The sequence below is a fragment of the Vibrio alfacsensis genome, assembly GCF_019670485.1.
Lineage (GTDB): Bacteria > Pseudomonadota > Gammaproteobacteria > Enterobacterales > Vibrionaceae > Vibrio > Vibrio alfacsensis.
The window spans coordinates 878,459-897,814 of the sequence record NZ_AP024165.1 but is presented as its reverse complement, the minus strand read 5'-3'; the positions used below and the strand labels follow the sequence as shown (position 1 = coordinate 897,814).

16 protein-coding genes and 1 tRNA gene are annotated in these 19,356 nt (G+C 44.0%); 3 read left to right on the top strand and 14 right to left on the bottom strand.

Annotation, left to right across the window (positions count from 1 at the left end):
* Positions 1 to 132 precede the first annotated feature (132 nt).
* The 8 genes from VA249_RS04190 to VA249_RS24025 form a co-directional block, all read right to left on the bottom strand.
* Entirely contained in the window at positions 133 to 447 is a 315-nt protein-coding gene (locus VA249_RS04190) for a ComEA family DNA-binding protein (protein ID WP_128811308.1), read from the bottom strand.
* Positions 448 to 636: 189 nt separating this feature from the next.
* Positions 637 to 2,496: a peptidylprolyl isomerase gene (gene ppiD, locus VA249_RS04185; protein ID WP_221069060.1), complete on the bottom strand. Its 1,860-nt coding sequence runs from the start codon at positions 2,494 to 2,496 to the stop codon at positions 637 to 639.
* A gap of 235 nt (positions 2,497 to 2,731) precedes the next feature.
* Positions 2,732 to 3,004: an HU family DNA-binding protein gene (locus VA249_RS04180; protein WP_128811310.1), complete on the bottom strand. Its 273-nt coding sequence runs from the start codon at positions 3,002 to 3,004 to the stop codon at positions 2,732 to 2,734.
* Between the two features lie 191 nt (positions 3,005 to 3,195).
* Positions 3,196 to 5,547, bottom strand: a complete 2,352-nt coding sequence (gene lon, locus VA249_RS04175) for an endopeptidase La (RefSeq protein ID WP_128811311.1) — start codon at positions 5,545 to 5,547, stop codon at positions 3,196 to 3,198.
* Between the two features lie 130 nt (positions 5,548 to 5,677).
* A complete protein-coding gene (clpX, locus tag VA249_RS04170; RefSeq protein ID WP_128811312.1) occupies positions 5,678 to 6,958 on the bottom strand; it encodes an ATP-dependent protease ATP-binding subunit ClpX in 1,281 nt (426 codons plus the stop codon).
* A gap of 71 nt (positions 6,959 to 7,029) precedes the next feature.
* Positions 7,030 to 7,656, bottom strand: coding sequence for an ATP-dependent Clp endopeptidase proteolytic subunit ClpP (clpP, locus tag VA249_RS04165; protein WP_211919766.1), 627 nt, complete (start codon positions 7,654 to 7,656; stop codon positions 7,030 to 7,032).
* A 105-nt stretch (positions 7,657 to 7,761) separates the two neighbouring features.
* Positions 7,762 to 9,066, bottom strand: coding sequence for a trigger factor (tig, locus tag VA249_RS04160; protein WP_128811313.1), 1,305 nt, complete (start codon positions 9,064 to 9,066; stop codon positions 7,762 to 7,764).
* Between the two features lie 272 nt (positions 9,067 to 9,338).
* A complete protein-coding gene (locus VA249_RS24025) occupies positions 9,339 to 9,551 on the bottom strand; it encodes a hypothetical protein (RefSeq protein WP_225923904.1) in 213 nt (70 codons plus the stop codon).
* A gap of 282 nt (positions 9,552 to 9,833) precedes the next feature.
* Here VA249_RS24025 and VA249_RS04155 point away from each other — a divergent pair, with 282 nt between their 5' ends.
* A complete protein-coding gene (locus tag VA249_RS04155; RefSeq protein ID WP_221069803.1) occupies positions 9,834 to 10,016 on the top strand; it encodes a hypothetical protein in 183 nt (60 codons plus the stop codon).
* A 181-nt stretch (positions 10,017 to 10,197) separates the two neighbouring features.
* Here the strand turns inward: VA249_RS04155 and VA249_RS04150 are convergent, their stop codons facing one another.
* The 5 genes from VA249_RS04150 to VA249_RS04130 form a co-directional block, all read right to left on the bottom strand.
* Complete coding sequence (locus tag VA249_RS04150; RefSeq protein ID WP_221069059.1) at positions 10,198 to 11,667, bottom strand: protein adenylyltransferase SelO; 1,470 nt, start codon at positions 11,665 to 11,667, stop codon at positions 10,198 to 10,200.
* A gap of 213 nt (positions 11,668 to 11,880) precedes the next feature.
* The gene (locus VA249_RS04145) at positions 11,881 to 12,687 is read right to left on the bottom strand and encodes a sugar transporter (RefSeq protein ID WP_221069058.1); all 807 of its coding nucleotides are present in this window, start codon (positions 12,685 to 12,687) and stop codon (positions 11,881 to 11,883) included.
* 195 nt (positions 12,688 to 12,882) lie between these two features.
* A complete protein-coding gene (locus tag VA249_RS04140) occupies positions 12,883 to 14,250 on the bottom strand; it encodes a TrkH family potassium uptake protein (protein WP_221069057.1) in 1,368 nt (455 codons plus the stop codon).
* Positions 14,247 to 14,909, bottom strand: a complete 663-nt coding sequence (locus VA249_RS04135; RefSeq protein WP_128811316.1) for a potassium channel family protein — start codon at positions 14,907 to 14,909, stop codon at positions 14,247 to 14,249. Before VA249_RS04135 ends, VA249_RS04140 begins: the two co-directional genes overlap by 4 nt.
* 334 nt (positions 14,910 to 15,243) lie before the next feature.
* Positions 15,244 to 16,440, bottom strand: coding sequence for a DEAD/DEAH box helicase (locus VA249_RS04130; protein WP_221069056.1), 1,197 nt, complete (start codon positions 16,438 to 16,440; stop codon positions 15,244 to 15,246).
* 217 nt (positions 16,441 to 16,657) lie between these two features.
* Here VA249_RS04130 and VA249_RS04125 point away from each other — a divergent pair, with 217 nt between their 5' ends.
* A complete protein-coding gene (locus tag VA249_RS04125; protein WP_221069055.1) occupies positions 16,658 to 17,956 on the top strand; it encodes a hemolysin family protein in 1,299 nt (432 codons plus the stop codon).
* Between the two features lie 190 nt (positions 17,957 to 18,146).
* On the opposite strand, the gene VA249_RS04120 is transcribed toward VA249_RS04125, so the two are convergent.
* Positions 18,147 to 18,223: transfer RNA gene (locus tag VA249_RS04120), tRNA-Arg, on the bottom strand.
* A gap of 204 nt (positions 18,224 to 18,427) precedes the next feature.
* Here VA249_RS04120 and folD point away from each other — a divergent pair.
* Entirely contained in the window at positions 18,428 to 19,288 is an 861-nt protein-coding gene (gene folD, locus VA249_RS04115; RefSeq protein ID WP_221069054.1) for a bifunctional methylenetetrahydrofolate dehydrogenase/methenyltetrahydrofolate cyclohydrolase FolD, read from the top strand.
* Positions 19,289 to 19,356: the final 68 nt, after the last annotated feature.

Sequence of the window (19,356 nt, the reverse complement as noted above, 5' to 3'; positions counted from 1 at the left end):
CAATAAACAAAAAAGCCCGAACCCTAAAAGTCATCGGCTCGGGACAGCAGTAATCGGATGAAACTGATTTATCTGTTTTCTCAGTAATCAAGGTATGCTTATTAAGTCTTGATTTTTACGCGAACGACACCGTTAAAGTAGGATTCGATCCTCGTTTTTCTTCACGGTAGCATCGCCAATACCTTTTACATTCGTCAAATCTGCAGCCGTTTTAAATGGCCCATGCTCCTTGCGGTAATCAACGATATCTTGTGCTTTCTTTTCACCGATACCGTTAAGCAAACTCGCAATTTCTTGTGCCGAAGCGGTATTCACGTTTACGGTAATTTCAATTCCGTCATACTTTGCTGCTTTATTGCTTGATGTCTCTGCGCTGCCAGTTTGGCTGTCTGTAGCCCAAGCTAAAGAGCTCAACAACATTAAGCTTATTGTTAAAATCCATTTCATGTTTTTTCCCTTTTATGGCTATGTTAGGTATTCATCTCGCCAGCTATTTACTCCAATTGGTATCCGCTAGCGAACCATCGACACTACTCTAAAAAAGCCAATCTAGGCATGAAAGTGACTACCGAAAAAAATAAAACGAGCCGCGAATGCGGCCCGTTTTTGTCAACATGCAAATTACATCAAGAATGCTTAGTTGCTCACAACAAAATATTCAATATCTGTATTTTCACGAAGTACAGCAACCACAGAAGACAAGTCTTGCTGAGCTGATGCACGTAGCATTTGCATTGCAACTTGCTGTTCTAATGAACTATCAAGCTCTGCATGAACGGCGTCAAGTTCGATAACAACGATGTTACCGTCTAGATCTTTTGACTGACCGAACACTGGCTTACCATCAACTGGTTTTGCCATTGCAAATACCGTTGTTGCTAAAGGAGAACGACGGTCGATCGATTCTTGTTCACCAAACGCTAGATTGTTTTCAGCAAGAATATCCGTGTTGCCCTCTTTAAGCGCTGCAACAACTTTTGTACCTAGTTCAATTGCGCCTTGCTCACCTTTGACACGAGACAGTTCAGCAACAACTTGACCTTTCACTTCATCTAGTGGTAATACCGTTTCATCACGAGCGTCTTCAACACGTACAACAATGATGTGCTCAGGTGCAATTTCAATCGCTTCTGAGTTCAGACCATCTTCTTTCACTTCTGGGCTTAGAATCGCTTGAATTACCGCTGGGTTCTTCAGAACTTCTGGAGCATCAACTTGAGAGATGAAATCCGTTGTTTTCACTGCTTGGCCAACCGCTTTAGACGCATCGTCTAGAGAGTCAGGGTATTCGAATGCCACCTTTTCAAGCTCACTTTGTAGCTCATAGAATTGATCAACGGCTTTTTGGTCAATCATTTCTTGTTTGATTTCTGCTGCAACTTCAGAGTAAGGCTTCGCAACAGCACCTTTAAGCTCTTCTAGTTTAATGATGTGGTAACCAAAGTCCGATTTCACTAAACCTGTCATGTCGCCAGGGTTCTTAAGTGCAAATGCCGCTTCTTCAAATGAAGGATCCATCACATCGCGCTCGATCCAACCTAGATCACCACCGTTTTCAGCGCTGCCAAAGTCTTCCGATTTTTCTTTTGCGACAGTTGCAAAATCAGCGCCTGCATTTAGCTCATCAAGAATCGCTTGGGCTTTCGCTTCATCATCACCCTCAACAAGAATATGAGCAACGCGACGTTGTTCTTCTGTTGAATATTTATCTAGATGCTCGTCGTAGTATTTCTTAACGTCTGCGTCAGAAACTTGAATTTGCTTCTTAAGCGCTTCAGCAGAAAGCTCGATGTAAGCAACTTTTACTTGCTCAGGACGAGTAAAGTTATCTGGATTCGCTTTGTAGTACTCTTGAATTTCTTCGTCAGTAAGATCTACTTTTTTCGCAAACTCCGCCAAATCGATGGTGATAGTGCGAACGTCACGAGTTTGAGTTAGCAGTTTGCCTTCTGCCTGAACTTCGCCAGGTAGCGTAAACTCACTGGTTTGCAGCGCGTTCAATAGTTGCTCACGAACCAATTCACGACGCATGTATTCTGCAAATGAGTCTGGAGAGAAGCCTGCACGACGTAGAGACGCTTGGTAGACCTCTTGATCAAACTTACCGTTAGATTGGAACTGAGGCATTTCTAGAATCATGCTACGGACTTGAGCGTCACTAATACGCAGACCTAACGCTTCTGCTTGTTGATCAAGCAATACGTCATTGATCATACGATCTAGAACGGATTTACGGAAAGATTCCACGTATGCAGGGTCAGCCAGCATTTGAGAGAAGTAATCACCCAATTGAGCTTGCATGCGATTACGCTCATTTTGGTATGCCATCTCGAACTCACCACGAGCAATATCGGTATTTCCAACTTTCGCTGCAACATTATTGTTACCGCCAGCAACGTAGCTACCTACACCTGCGAAAACGAAAGATAGGATGATAAGTCCAAGGATAATTTTGACCGCGATGCTATTCACGCCTTCGCGTAGTCGATCCATCATAATTTAACTGCTCTCCACAAATGAAGCCAACTGCTTCTAATAGAAATAATGTCGCAATAATATCAGAAAAAGAAATGCGCATCAGTAGGATGCGCATAATTTAAAAAAGTTCGGCTCTTTGTTTGTAAATTTTTGTTCCAAACGCACCGTTTGAGCAAAAATCACGCAACAGCCTTTGTAAACTCTACCTTGCGTTATCGATAAGACATCACTAGGAAAGAAGAGTTACAAGAAATTAGTTACAAGCGTCTTTAAGCGCTTTACCCGCTTTAAACGCTGGCACTTTCGCTTCTGCGATTTGGATTTCTTCACCAGTCTTAGGGTTACGACCTGTGCGAGCTGCACGAGTACGTACGCTAAATGTACCAAAGCCAACAAGTGCAACTTGGTCACCAGACTGAAGCGTACCACTTACTGCTTCAATGAATGCGTCTAGAGCGCGGCCAGCTGATGCTTTAGAAATATCTGCGTTTTGTGCGATTTGTTCTACTAACTGAGTTTTATTCACTGTGATTTCCCCTTAATGTCATCTGTGATTATTTTTGTGATGACTTTCGTTCCATTGTAAAGAAAAAATGTGCCACCCCTTATATTTCAAGGGCTGACAGCTATCGAGCTTAAGTTAGCTTCCAAAAAAAACGCTGACAAGCCTTTTTGAGCCTATCAGCGTAAAGTTTTACTTATTTTTGCTGCACATCACTATTTTTTAGCGTCGAACTCAACGCCTGTCGGGTCTCGCTCTAGTGCAACTTTAAGAACTTCGTCAATCCACTGTACTGGAATCACTTGAAGGTCAGCAATGACGTTGTCTGGAATCTCTTCCAAATCACGCTCATTGTCTTTAGGGATCAGGACTGTTTTGATGCCACCACGGTGCGCCGCAAGCAACTTCTCTTTAAGACCGCCGATAGGTAGGACTTCACCACGTAGTGTGATCTCACCTGTCATACCGACTTCTGCTTTAACTGGGTTACCTGTCAAGCTAGAAACCAGTGCAGTACACATTGCAATACCCGCACTTGGGCCGTCTTTTGGTGTTGCGCCTTCAGGAACGTGTACGTGGATATCACGCTTCTCGTAGAAGTCTGAGTTAATACCCAGCTTCTCAGCACGCGAACGTACAACCGTCATTGCCGCTTGGATCGACTCTTTCATGACATCGCCAAGTGAACCTGTTTGCGTCAACTTACCTTTACCTGGCATCGCTTCGGTTTCAATCGTCAGTAGATCGCCACCTACTTGTGTCCAAGCTAGACCTGTCACTTGACCGATGCGGTTACTGTCGTCCGCTTTACCGAAATCATGACGTTGAACACCTAAGTACTCTTTTAGGTTGTCCATTGTTACCGTCACAGATTTCAAGCTACTATCTAGTAGAATGTTCTTCACTGCTTTACGACAGATCTTCGAGATTTCGCGCTCTAGGCTACGCACACCCGCTTCACGTGTGTAGTAACGAATAATGCCGATGATTGCCGAATCTTCGATCGTAATTTCATGTGGCTTAAGACCATTGCGCTGTACTTGCTTATCAACAAGATGACGCTTCGCAATGTTTAGCTTCTCGTCTTCTGTGTAACCAGAAAGACGAATCACTTCCATACGGTCTAACAACGGGCCCGGAATATCCATCGAGTTCGAGGTTGCTACGAACATCACGTCAGACAGATCGTAATCCACTTCTAGATAGTGATCGTTGAATGCGTTGTTTTGTTCCGGATCGAGTACTTCTAGCAGTGCAGAAGACGGATCGCCACGCATATCTGACGACATCTTGTCGATTTCATCCAAAAGGAAAAGAGGGTTTTTAACGCCAACTTTCGACATTTTCTGAATGAGCTTACCTGGCAACGAACCAATGTAAGTACGACGGTGACCACGAATTTCCGCTTCATCACGCACGCCACCTAAAGCCATGCGAGTGTATTTACGACCAGTCGCAGCCGCAATAGAACGACCTAGAGACGTTTTACCGACACCAGGAGGCCCTACAAGACAAAGAATCGGACCTTTCAGCTTGTTGATACGGTTTTGTACCGCTAAGTACTCAAGAATACGTTCTTTAACCCGCTCTAGACCGTAGTGATCTTCGTTTAGAATCTCTTCTGCTTTCGCAAGGTTCTTCTTAACTTTCGAGCGTTTCGCCCATGGCACACTTACCATCCAGTCGATGTAGCTACGTACCACGGTCGCTTCAGCCGACATTGGCGACATCATCTTAAGCTTTTGTAGCTCTTGTTCTGTCTTCTCGCGTGCGTCCTGAGGCATTTTAGATTCTTCAATCTTTTGCTTCAGTGCTTCAAATTCATCTGGCGCATCTTCCATCTCACCAAGTTCTTTCTGAATCGCTTTCATTTGCTCATTCAGGTAGTACTCGCGTTGAGATTTCTCCATCTGCTTTTTAACACGGCCGCGGATGCGCTTTTCAACTTGAAGAAGATCAATCTCAGATTCCATCTGTCCCATCAGGAACTCAAGACGCTCTGAAATATCTACTGTTTCAAGAACTTGCTGTTTATCCACCAACTTCAATGGCATGTGTGCAGCAATGGTATCAGCCAAACGAGCCGCTTCTTCAATCCCCGTTAGCGAAGTCAGTACTTCTGGTGGGATTTTTTTGTTTAGCTTAATGAAACCTTCAAACTGGTTGATCGCACTACGTACAATCACTTCTTGTTCACGTTCATCTAGCTCAGGCGTAACGATATATTCCGCTTCAGCAAGGAAGAAGTCGCTTTCTTTAAAGTGATTGATCTTCGCACGCTGCTGACCCTCGACCAACACTTTTACTGTGCCATCTGGTAGCTTAAGCAGTTGGAGAATCGTCGCTACCGTACCTACTTCAAATAGGTCATCAACGGTCGGCTCGTCAGTATCAGCTTGCTTTTGTGCCACAAGCAGAACTTGTTTGTTTGTTTCCATCGCCGTTTCTAGACAGCTAATCGATTTCTCACGACCGACAAACAATGGAATAACCATGTGTGGGTAGACCACTACGTCACGTAGAGGTAATACCGGGATCTCGATACGCTCGGAACGTTCCAAGTTCATATAATTCTCTCTTCCGCTTTCACGTTTAACGTATTACTTAAGCCAGTATATGGGGTCTAATTGTTTGGATTCAATAAGAGAAATAAAAAAAGGAGGTAATTACTTACCTCCTTTTTAATTGATGCTGATTTTATTCTGCTCCAGCGGCCTGGCTGTCGGCATTGCTGTAAATAAGCAGCGGTTCTGACTCACCATTAATCACTGATTCATCAATAACAACCTTGCTTACGTCGGTTGCCGATGGCAGTTCATACATGGTTTCAAGTAGAACGCTTTCAAGAATTGAACGTAGACCACGAGCACCCGTTTTACGTTCCATTGCTTTCTTAGCAATAGCACGAAGTGCATCTTCACGGAATTCAAGCTCGGCATTTTCCAGTTCAAACAAAGCGGCATATTGCTTAGTTAGCGCGTTCTTCGGTTCACATAGGATCTGAATTAGCGCTTCTTCATCAAGCTCAGTCAACGTTGTTGTTACTGGTAGACGACCAATGAATTCTGGGATCAGGCCGTATTTCACTAGATCTTCAGGCTCAACCTGAGTAAATAGTTCACCTACAGTTTTGGTTTCGTTCTTAGAACGCACTTCTGCGCCAAAACCAATACCTGTGCCTGTTGCTACACGCTGTTCAATCACTTTATCAAGGCCTGCAAATGCACCACCACAGATGAACAAGATCTTAGATGTGTCCACTTGTAGGAATTCTTGCTGCGGATGCTTACGACCACCTTGTGGTGGCACCGATGCAACCGTACCTTCAATAAGTTTTAGTAGCGCTTGCTGAACACCCTCACCAGATACGTCACGCGTAATTGATGGGTTTTCAGCTTTACGAGAAATCTTGTCAATTTCATCAATGTATACGATGCCGCGTTCAGCCTTAGCTACATCGTAATCACATTTTTGCAGAAGCTTCTGGATGATGTTTTCAACGTCTTCACCAACGTAACCTGCTTCGGTTAGTGTCGTTGCGTCAGCCATTGTAAATGGCACATCCAGGAATCGAGCTAACGTTTCTGCAAGTAGCGTCTTACCACTACCTGTAGGACCGATAAGAAGGATGTTACTTTTACCAAGTTCCACGCCTTCGCTCGTTGTATCACCATTACGTAAACGCTTGTAGTGGTTATATACCGCAACTGCGAGCACTTTTTTCGCGTAATCTTGTCCGATCACATAGTCATCAAGGTGTTCACGGATCTGTTTTGGCGTTGGTAACGCTTCAGATTCTTTCTTAGGGAGAACATCCTTGATTTCTTCGCGAATGATATCGTTACATAAGTCGACGCACTCGTCGCAAATGTAAACTGACGGACCTGCGATTAGCTTGCGAACTTCGTGCTGACTTTTGCCACAGAAAGAACAGTACAGCAATTTGCCGCTGCCACTTTCTTTGCTTTTATCTGTCATTCGCTAACCTCTTAGCCTTTACTCTTTATGAATGAGTGTATATCAAATTTAGCCAAATTGCGCTGGCTAAATTACTCGCCACGACGGCTCAACACTGCATCCACAATACCGTATTCTACTGCTTGATCTGCCGACATGAAGTTATCACGATCGGTATCACGCTCAATCACCTCAAGAGGCTGACCAGTGTGCTCAGCTAATAGTTTATTTAGCTTTTGCTTAATAGTCAGGATTTCCTGAGCATGGATTTGGATATCAGAAGCCTGACCTTGGAAGCCACCAAGTGGTTGGTGGATCATCACGCGTGAGTTAGGCAGAACATAACGCTTACCTGGTGCACCACCAGCAAGCAGGAATGCGCCCATAGAACAAGCTTGACCCATACATACAGTACTTACATTTGGCTTGATGAACTGCATGGTGTCGTAAATTGACATACCCGCAGTTACGCTGCCGCCTGGAGAGTTAATGTATAGGAAAATATCTTTATCTGGATTTTCAGATTCTAGGAAAAGTAGCTGAGCCACGACAAGGTTTGCCATGTGGTCTTCCACTTGACCCGTTAAAAAGATCACGCGCTCTTTAAGCAGACGTGAATAGATGTCGTAAGAGCGTTCGCCACGGGAAGTTTGCTCAACCACCATTGGTACTAGCGCGTCAATAATTGGCGACATTGCATTTTTTTCTTGGTAGCTCATATTCTTATGTCCCTAAAATAAATGGCCCGGATGATGAGTATCATACGGACCATTGTTAGCAGAATAGTTAACGCTAAGTCAACCTTCTACGCAAGATAATGCTTATTAAGCAGCAGGTTGTTGGTTAAGTAGCTCGTTGAAGCTTACTTCTTTCTCAGTAACCTGTGCTTTAGCGATGATCGCGTCGATAGCTTGCTCTTCTAGAGCAACGTTACGCATGTTGTTCATCATTTGTTCGTTTTGCTCGTAGTAAGCAATAACTTCTGATGGATCTTCGTAAGCTGTTGCCATCTCTTCGATAAGCGCTTTTACTTTCTCGTCGTCTGCTTTTAGCTCTTCAGACTTGATCACTTCACCAAGTAGAAGACCAACAACTACGCGACGTTTAGCTTGCTCTTCGAATAATTCACGTGGAAGTTGTGCAGCTGCTTCTGGGTTACCACCGAAGCGTTGTGCAGCTTGTTGACGTAGAACGTGGATCTCTTGATCGATAAGTGCAGCTGGTACGTCGATTGGGTTTTGCTCAACTAGGCCGTCGATAGCTTGCTCTTTGATGCGGTTCTTAATAGCTTGCTTAAGTTCGCGCTCCATGTTCTTACGAACTTCAGCTTTAAGTGCGTCAACGCCGCCTTCAACAACACCGAACTTAGCAACGAATTCGTCGTTTAGTTCTGGAAGTTCACGAGCTTCAACTTTGTTCACTTTGATTGCGAACTTAGCCGCTTTACCTTTTAGGTTTTCAGCGTGGTAATCTTCTGGGAAGTTTACGTCGATTTCGAATTCCATACCTTTAGTTTTACCTTCGATACCGTCTTCGAAACCTGGGATCATGCGACCTGCGCCCATTTCTAGTGGGAAGTTCTCAGCTTTACCGCCTTCGAACTCTTCACCGTCGATAGAACCAACGAAGTCAATGCTTACACGCTTACCAGCTTCTGCAGCTTCTTCAACTTCTGCCCAAGTAGCTTGTTGCTTACGTAGAGTTTCGATCATCTCTTCTACGTCTGCTTCATTCACTTCTGTTGTTGGTTTTTCAACAGTGATGCTTTCTAGGCCTTTTAGCTCAACTTCTGGGTAAACTTCGAAAGTTGCAGTGAACACTAGATCTGCGCCTTCGTTGTTTTCAACTGGAGCAAAAGTTGGTGCGCCAGCTGGGTTGATTTTCTCTTTTACGATCGCTTCGATGAAGTGGCGTTGCATAACTTCACCAAGAACGTCTTGACGTACAGCTTTGCCGTACATTTGAGCAACCATTTTTAGAGGCACTTTACCCTTACGGAAACCATCGAAACGACGGTTTTTAGCGATGTTGCGTAGTTCAGCTGTTACAGCGTCTTCGATGTTTGCAGCTGGAACAGTAATGTTTAGACGGCGCTCTAGGCCTTCTAGCGTTTCAACAGTAACTTGCATTATATATAAACCTCTAAAGTGGCCCGGTCTTCCCGAGCGTATGAGCGAGACTCTGTGAGTTCACGCTTCATCCTTGTGTAGTGTTCTGTCCGAACACCTAAGTTAAATCGAGTATCGATGTTGAAAATCAACACCGGACTAATCAGTGATATCTTCAGCACATTGCCAAAGGTATCTCCTATTAGCCTCAGGACAGAATTTTTAGACGCGACATTCTAGCGATCTGTCGCTACCCTGTCGAGCCAATAGCCACTATGTGGACATTGTCTGCACTAAATTCTCGAATACCGACACAAAATTGGACAAAAAATACAAGACACCCGTCCACTTTGCCCCGCCAGCATATCTAGAATGGGGACAATAGCGACTTTTTCAAGAGAATCGACAGCTTTTTTTATTGAAAAACCCAAAAAGAGATCTTGCTCTTGTTTTACTCCATAGAGTTGAAAACTAACACCCCAGTCATGACTACAAAATATTAACATTCAATAGATATTAAAAAGGCATCAATAAGAAGTGCAAGTTGTGAGCTGGAAGTGCAAGTCGCTGAATTTGAAAAAGCAGCCATTAAACGTGCTTTATGAGAAAACAACAACCATATCCAACTTTTCATGGAACAATCGAATGTTGCTCAAAAAAACTGATACAAAAAATGCACACTATCAAACCAATGAGAAACGGGTTAATTAACGTACAAACGAACGCTTGTTGTCAGTATGAAATTGAACCATACTTTGAATTATGTAAGCAGAAAGGTTCATATGGATATGGGCGAAAAAACTAAAATTCCCGTCATTACAGATACGGTTGAGGTCGATGGCCTGTTCCAAGAAGAACGGCGCTCAAGAGAAGATCGCCGAAAAAGTAGAAAAAAATGGATTGGCTATGATAGAAGAATAAAGCCAGATCCAAGGCGACCTGAGTGCAAATCCATAGATGAAGAAGTGTAAACATTCACACCTCTTTTGTTTTTATCCCCCAATACGATTCATTACTTGGTCATGATTTTTGGTGTCATTTGCATTGTTGGCATCATGTTGATACCCACAACACAGAGAAACAATAATAAGGAATAATAAAGGGTAAAACCCACTCCGACGGCAAAACGCGATGGGTAAATAAATGACACATTTAAGAAGAGCAGCTAATTTCCATTTTTTTGCCCCACTCCGGTGGCAGTTTAGCGTATTCATCCCACTCCATTTGCTCATCGTAAGGACGCTTTAGCAGTTCAGCGAGTCGATTTACTTCACTGAAATCCCCCTCTTCGGCCTTATCAATAGCAAGTTGTGCGAGGTAGTTACGTAAAATGTATTTAGGATTCGCTTGACGCATCTTTGCACAGCGACTCTCTACTGACACACGTTCCCCCTGTTCGTCCACTTCTAATTCACAGCGAGCAAGATACCGATCCAGCCATGCACTTGCCGCTTCTCGATCAATACACAAATCAATGACAGCTTGAGGAGAGTTAATATCAAGACAAGAGAGTTCACGGAAGAAACGCGTGTAGTCAGTCTTGTTTTGATGCAGCAGCTCAAACATGGTTTCAAACAGACGTCCATCGTCACTGACCTTAGTGTGAAGCCCTAGCTTAGCGCGCATGAGTTCGCTGAATTTCTGACTAAGTCGAACTTCAAATCTCCCAAGTGCGGCTTCTAAATCCTCTCGCTCAATCAATGGTGACAAAGCATGTGCTAACGCTGACAAGTTCCACAATGCGACTCTAGGTTGTTGTTCAAATGCATAACGACCTTGATAGTCTGAATGGTTACAGATGTAATTGGGATCATAATCATCAAGGAAGCCAAACGGACCATAATCGAAAGTCTGACCTAATATCGACATGTTATCGGTGTTCATCACGCCATGCGCAAAACCATAAGCTTGCCAATACGCGATCATCACTGCGGTTTTATCTACGATGCACTCAAACATTTCAGCATAGGGCTTTTGCACTGCCAAGCATTGAGGGAAATGCCACTCTATCACTTTATCTGCAAGAAGCTTTTGTTCGCTCAGTTGGTTGGCATAGAAAAAATGCTCAAAGTGACCAAAACGAATATGGGTTTCTGCTAGCCGGATTAGCAACGCGCCATATTCCATTTTTTCTCGATAAACAGGCGTATCACTGTCCATCATCCCCAGCGCTCTAGTGGTTGGGATGCCAAGACCTGCCATGGCTTCGCTACACAAATATTCACGAACAGTCGAACGCAAAACCGCTCTACCATCGCCCATTCGTGAGTATGGAGTCAGCCCTGCTCCTTTAAGATGAATATCGAACCAAGTCCCATCTTTATGCTGCATTTCGGCCAAAAGTAAACCACGTCCATCACCTAAATCTGGGTTATATACCCCAAACTGGTGGCCCGCATATTTCATTGCTAACGGAAAAAATGGCGCAAAATCCTCTAGTCCAGAAAATACACTCAAGACCTCGTCACCTGCATGTTCTGGCAAACCAAATTGCAATGCGAGCTCGCGATTCCAAGCGACCCAACGAGTATTATCTAAAGGTTGGGGAGCAATACTCGTGAAGAATGCCGACGGCAGTTCGCTGAACCGATGGGTAAAATGTACCCCTTTCCAGATGGACATAATGATTCCTTAAATACGACTTCCTGTTAATGAGTATACGCCGTGTATCAAGTCACTTTCAGCCACGAAATATACAGGGGTATTCGCGCGCTAAAGAGAATAATGATGAAAGAAAAAAATATCCAAACAACAAGCGATGAGTAGAGAGAGCGCTCTGCGACAATGAGCCTGAAGCAAAGCGCTGTAAACCTGAAGAAAAGTGCAGCCTTTTAACTAGGCAGGAAACTCTTCGTTATTCTGCTGAGGCTCAGATTCCTTGCTGAAGCGAGATCGTTCAATATCCACAATCGTTCGATAACTCAATGACAACAATGCAATTTGATAAGCCCCAAACACACCAAAGAGCAGACCAGAAACAAGCATAATGCCAATGTGAGAAAACTGAGCAAAAACAAGTTGGCTCACTGTGCCTGCCAACAGTGGAATGACACCCATTAAAATGAAAATCTGTTTTTTGTAAGGACGGCTTTTTCGCCATGAATGCGCAAGGCCGCGTGGTTCGTGATCCAATGCCGTTGCAGGAAGCACCAGTGACCAACGAGAAAGTAACCAATATGCGGGGATACTCGAAATCAGAGTAATGATGCTTATCAATAACTCACTGTTAACGTCGCCGCTTTCTGAGACCACCAAAAAAGTAATCGTAAATAACGGTAACCCAAGCGTCACGATCATGGATATACCGAACAAAATCCACCAACCTATAAAGCGGAGCTCTCGCATTGATAAACGCACTACATCCAGTGCAGATTGCATATACTCATGAGCCAAATAGATTCGATGAATCCGCACGGCAGCCATTGCCGCCACCAAGGGGTAAAGCACCAGTGTTGTGAAAAAGAACCCACCGCTGAAGTTCGGCTCTGCCTGCATCATCGCTGATTGATACTGAGTGATAAAAAAGACATGCACCACGATCAATGGAATGCATGCGATAGTGATAGCAAGAAGATTCGCCCTCACCATGAAGAGTGCCTCTGAGCATATTTTCCCGACAGCAAACTGAAGATTTGTAGACATGGTCCATCCTTGATAATCAATAACCTGCTAATAGATTACGCTACTTAGAGAGGCGACCGAATGTAGTGAGGATGAGAATCGTGCCATTCACTCGATATAAATCAAAGTACATATAAATAATGCGAGCCGACTCTACTATTTTACACGTAGAGAAGCCCGCATTAAGAGTAATAAAATACCGTTTTCTTAAATAAATTAACCGGTTAATACATTGTCTTCTGGATACTTAATCAATGTTGGTTGAGGACGCGCAAGCATATAAGCCAATGTTAAAGGCCCAATACGACCAATGATCATCACTACAATCATGATGTATTTACCCGGTTCCGACAGCTCTGCCGTTAACCCGGCCGTTAACCCTACCGTAGCAAATGCCGATATCGTTTCGAACATCACCTTATCGAAAGCTGCTTTCTCAGTGATCATCAGTAAAAACATCGCAGTGGTTAGAATCGCACCACTTACAACGATGATCGCCAGTGATTTGGTCACGGTTTGCCAGTTTACCGTACGTTTAAATATCACCACGTGTTTCTTTTGACGAAGAAACGCCCATGTCGCCATAAACGCGACGGTAAAAGTCGAGACTTTGATACCACCACCCGTTGAGGTGGACCCAGCGCCAATCAGCATGAGAACGATCATCACTAACAAGGCAGGCTGAGTAAACTGTGCTAAATCGACACTATTAAAACCCGCAGTGCGCGCGCTTGCAGATTGAAAGAACGCCGCGAGCCATTGCCCTGCCACGGGTAGAGATTCCATCGTATTCGGATTGTGTCTTTCCAAAAGCCAAAACAGTAGTGTGCCAACGACAAGCAGTACTGGTGTCGCGATAAGCATGATCTTGGTGTGTAAATGCAAAAAGTGGAACCCACGACGCCAATTCAGCCATAGATCACCGATGACGGTAAACCCAAGGCCACCAAAGATAAATAAGCCCGATAAGGTTATGATCACAACGGGGTCATTAACAAAGCTCATCATGCTGTCAGAAAACAGTGCAAACCCGGCATTGTTAAACGCTGAGATAGAATGGAAAAGCGCATAGAACATTCCTGTCTGCCATCCCATTTCAGGAACCCAACGGAATGAAAGAAAGACAAAACCTATCGCCTCTGCCACCAACGCAAACGTGACGATCCTTTTGACCAATCGACGTAAGTTAACTTGGCGATCTTGCCCGAGCGCTTCTTTCGCAAGAGCCTGCTGACGCAAACTTAAGCGTACTCCGAACATATAGAGCAAAACGGCAGATAATGTCATCTGACCTAATCCACCGATTTGCATTAAAAACATGAGCAGAATTTTACCCGCTAACGTGAAGTGCTGCCCTGTATCCACGACCCCTAAACCAGTCACACTGATCGCCGAGGTGGCTGTAAATAACGCATCCGTAATGGACAACCCCGTCACAGAAAAAACGGGTAAAGTCAGTAGCACCGCTGATGGCAATAACACACCGAGAAAGCTCAGCAATATAATGCGTGGTTCGTCACCTTTCGCATTTTTTTGTTTGCTATCTGGGACGTAAAAAACGCCTCTTTGATGAAACTGCTTCATAGTGATTTTAACTTGCTGGCCAACTTGTCCTGTGGGCCGACCACAATGATTAAATCACCGATCTCCAACGTTGTTGTTAACTCTGGTGCTTTGGTTATTTCTGGGCCGCGTTTAAAGCCGAGTACTTGAACCCCCTCGACTTTGCATAAGGCAAGATCACCAAGTGTTTTGCCCATCCAACGAGATCCGATCACGAACTCTGTCATCGCAAGACCACTGCCTAATGGATGAAACTCTAAAACACGTTTATCGAGCATCTTACGTGCAACACGAATCCCCATATCACGCTCAGGCATAATGATGTGGTCTGCACCGATTTTTTGTAGGACGCGAGCTTGAAAACGATCGTTCGCTTTTACCCAAACCGATTTTACGCCCGCTTCTTTTGCGATTAATGTCGTCAGGATGCTTGCGTTCACATCGGCGCCAATGGCAATCATAACCATGTCATAATCGTCTAATTTAAGCTCTGCAACCGTCTCTTCTTGAGTACAATTCGCCACAATCGCTTGGCTAACAAACCCAGCGGCTTCTTTAACTCGCTCTTCATTAATGTCTACCGCCAATACTTGGGAGCCGGAGTCTTGCAGTTCTTTACATACAGCCAAGCCAAAGCGGCCAAGACCAATTACAGCAAATTGCTTATCACCCGTTTTCATTCGTGCCTCATTTGTGCATTGAATAGCAGGCGCAAAAGTCTGCGCCTATTCCCTATCATCTGCAAATCAGACGACAAAAATTGACAGAACATTAACTCAGACTACTACGCGATAAATAAAGCGTAAGACAAGAACGCCAACATTCCACCATTAAAGTCAATTAAATCAAAATAATGGCAAGAACATAAAACCAAATGTGAGACTGTCGTGGTTCTATCGGCAAAAACGGTTTTCAAAAAGCTAGAGTATGAAAAAACAAAGAAAACAAAGAAAACAAAGAAAACAAAGAAAACAAAAAAGCCGCATCGAAATGCGGCTTAAGAAGTAAAGCGTATTATTTATCTTGGGGTTTACGTTTATTTTTAGGCACGTAATTCAAAATGGAAATTGGCACAGGCTTTCTTGGCGCAAAGCCTTCAATTTCTACACGTTCTAACAAATGACCTAAACGGCTTTCAATCATACATAGATTTTTAAAGTCGTCTTTCGATACCAATGAGATCGCTTCACCTTGCGCACCAGCACGACCTGTACGACCAATGCGATGCACATATTCGTCTGCAGGGAATGGCAAATCGTAGTTGATCACTACTGGTAAATTGTCGATATCAATACCACGAGCCGCGACACCCGTTGCCACTAAGTATTGAATCTTACCTGCTTTAAACTGCTCGATCAGTTCTTGGCGTACACGTTGATTACGGCCACTGTGGAACGCTTCTGCAGCAATGCCTCGCTTTTCTAGTTGAGTAACAAGCTTCGCAGCACCGTGTTTGGTTTCGATAAACACCAACACTTGAGACCATTCATTTTCTTGCAACATATGGCTAAGCAGCGATGACTTCATGTCTTTATCTACTGTCGTGATCCATTGTTTGATGTTTGATTTCGATGCACTGTGTTTCGCGATCGTGATTTCTTCTGGATCAACAATGACATTTTTCGCAAGATCACGAACTGGATTCGATAGTGTCGCAGAGAACAGTAAGCTTTGAATATCTTCAGGCATGCAATCAACAATCTTATCGATCGCATCAATGAAGCCCATATCAAGCATTTTATCGGCTTCATCCAGAACCAACATTTCAACTTCATCGAAGTGAATAGCACGTTGACCATATAAATCAATCAAACGGCCTGGGGTGCTCACGACAATGTCTACCCCCTCAATCAGTGCTTGTTTTTGCGGCGCGTAATCCACACCACCAAACATCGCCATTGAGCGTAACGGTAAATTTTGAGCATAAGCTTCAATGCTTTGATGCACCTGAAGAGCAAGTTCGCGAGTTGGTGTCAAAATGATCGCACGTGCGCGTTTTTTACGTTGCGTCTCGCCTGTGCTGAGTTTTTCTAAAATCGGTAATACAAAGCTTGCAGTTTTACCCGTGCCCGTTTGTGCTGCAGCAATCAGATTACGACCACGCAGAACAATTGGAATGGCTTTTTGTTGGATAGAAGTCGGTTTTTCATAACCCAGCGCCTTCACCGCATCGGTGATAGGTGTGCTTAAACCAAGCTTAGAAAATGGCATAGAAACGTCTCAACAGAGGAAATGGGCGCGTAGTGTATCAGAATCCAATCTAAGTAACAGAACCAATCACACCAGAACACTAAGCAAGGATGATAAACAAATTCTATCCTTTTAATAAGGCATTCGATTGTTACAGCGTGATGATTTATTCACCACTTCACATTTCTCTGTTTTAAATCAAATTAAACTTTAAGTGTGTATATCACTGGAAAACTACATGGACATTTTATTACTGGTTGGATTAATCGCACTCAATGGTGTGTTCGCCATGTCGGAGATTGCGTTAGTCACGGCCAAAAGCGGTCGACTGAAAAAGTTTGCCGAACATAACTCTTCTGCCCGCCTTGCTCTGCAACTGAAAAACAATCCCACACAATTCCTTTCTACCATTCAAATTGGCATCACCGTTATTGGTATCTTAAGCGGCATTTTTGGTGAAGCGACACTCTCTGTTCCCTTTGAGCACTGGCTAGTCACCCAGGGCTTAGAACGTGAGGTTGCAACCGTTTTAGCCACTGCCATTGTGGTGGTGGTCATCACTTACTTCGCGATAGTGATTGGTGAATTAGTGCCAAAACGCTTTGCTCAGAACAACGCCGAATATATTGCTCTGATTGTTGCGTATCCAATTCACTGGCTTGCAAAAATAACAAGACCATTCGTTTGGCTACTGACCACCTCTACTGATGCGATGCTCAAGTTATTTCGTCAAAACAATAATGGAGAAATCGTCACCGAAGAGGACATTTTTGCGGTGATGAGCGAGGGCTCAGAATGTGGCGCCATCGAACCTCAAGAGCAAATAATGATCCGAAATTTGCTCCATCTCAATGACCGTCTTGCACTCTCGCTCATGACCCCACGCTGCGATATGCACTACCTAGATTTGGATTTGCCACTCGATACTATTTTGAAAAATCTTCGTCAAACCCAGCACTCTGTTTGGCCCGTGTGTAAAGGCGGACTTGATAACATCATAGGTACCATTTCATCCAAGGTATTGCTAGATGAATACAATGATCTCTCTATTTCTCGCTTAGCGAAACTACTCAAACGTTCACGATTTGTTCCTGAATCAATGAAAGGTTTGCCGCTACTTAACCACATGCAACAAACCAGCACGGAAATGGTGTTCATTGTTGATGAGTATGGCGACGTACAAGGGCTCGTCACCCATTATGATTTGTTAAAATCCATCGCTGGCGAACTGGGCATGGCCCCTCAACAAATTTGGGCAAAGAAACAAAAAGATGGCAGTTGGGTTATGGATGCGCTTATTCCCCTTAATGAGCTCAAATACAAACTTGAGTTGAGTAGTATTGAGGGCGAAGAAAGTGAGGGGTTCCAAACGCTTAATGGTTTCCTTACTTGGCTAATTGGGCGCGTTCCAACTCAAGGGGAGAAGGTGGATTACCAACGATGGCAATTTGAAATTCTACACGTAAAAAGCAACCGTATTATGCAGGTAAAAGTTATCGAAACGGCACCAGAAAAAGACCCGGAACTTGAGCATTAAATAGAGAATGAAGAATAAGAAAACCGAGAGCTTTTAGCTCTCGGCAACCGTCATTTTTACCAAATTGATTAACCGATGAGTCACTAGAATCAACATATCTCAGGTCTCTAGTAGACTATAAACGTGACTATGACCGCTAAAAACGACAAAACCCCGATAACTCATAGAGCTATCGGGGTTTCTAAATAAATGGCACGCCCTATAGGATTCGAACCTATGACCACATCCTTAGAAGGGACGTGCTCTATCCAGCTGAGCTAAGGGCGCGCTACAGGGACAGGATTATACGAGTTCAAACGCTGAAATCAATGGGTTTTCATAACATTCTGTTCTGAATGCCTAAAAAAAGGCCACCGAAGCGATGAATGTTCAAAAACACCACAAAGCAAACGTTTGCGTATGGATGTTAAATAGATTTTCTGCGACAATGCGCCGCAAATAATTTGCCTTCTCAATTTAAAAAGGAAAGTCATGACTGCTCAAAATATAGATGGAACTCTTATTTCCCAAACTGTTCGATCAGAAGTGGCAGCACGCGTGAAAGCTCGCGTAGAGGCAGGCCTTCGTGCTCCTGGTCTTGCGGTTGTACTTGTTGGTGAAGATCCGGCTTCTCAAGTGTACGTTGGCAGTAAGCGCCGCGCTTGTGAGGAAGTGGGCTTTATCTCTAAGTCTTTTGACCTTCCTGCTACAACATCAGAAGCAGAACTGTTATCTCTCATTGATGAATTAAACAATGATGCAGAAATTGATGGCATCTTAGTTCAATTACCTCTTCCTGCGGGTATCGATACCACGCATGTACTTGAACGTATTCATCCAGAGAAAGATGTGGATGGTTTCCATCCATACAATGTCGGCCGTTTAGCACAACGTATTCCTAAACTGCGCTCTTGCACACCAAAAGGCATCATTACGCTGCTTGACCGTTATAACATTGACCTACGAGGCAAACACGCTGTCGTGGTTGGCGCCTCTAATATTGTTGGTCGCCCAATGACGCTTGAGTTACTGCTAGCAGGCTGCACAACGACAACGTGTCACCGCTTTACTAAAGATCTTGAAGGTCACGTTCGTCAGGCCGATCTAGTGGTGGTAGCAGTAGGTAAACCAAACTTCATTCCTGGCGAGTGGATTAAAAAAGGTGCCGTGGTCGTTGATGTGGGTATCAACCGTCTTGAATCTGGCAAACTTGTTGGTGACGTTGAGTATGATAAAGCACGCGAGAGCGCTAGCTTCATCACACCAGTACCAGGTGGCGTAGGCCCAATGACAGTCGCAAGCCTAATTGAGAACACCATGTTAGCGTGTGAACAATTCCACACAGCCAAGTAATATTCTCTAACTACTAAAAAGGCTCCTGACGGAGCCTTTCTCGTTTATCGGTCAATGACCAATTCAAA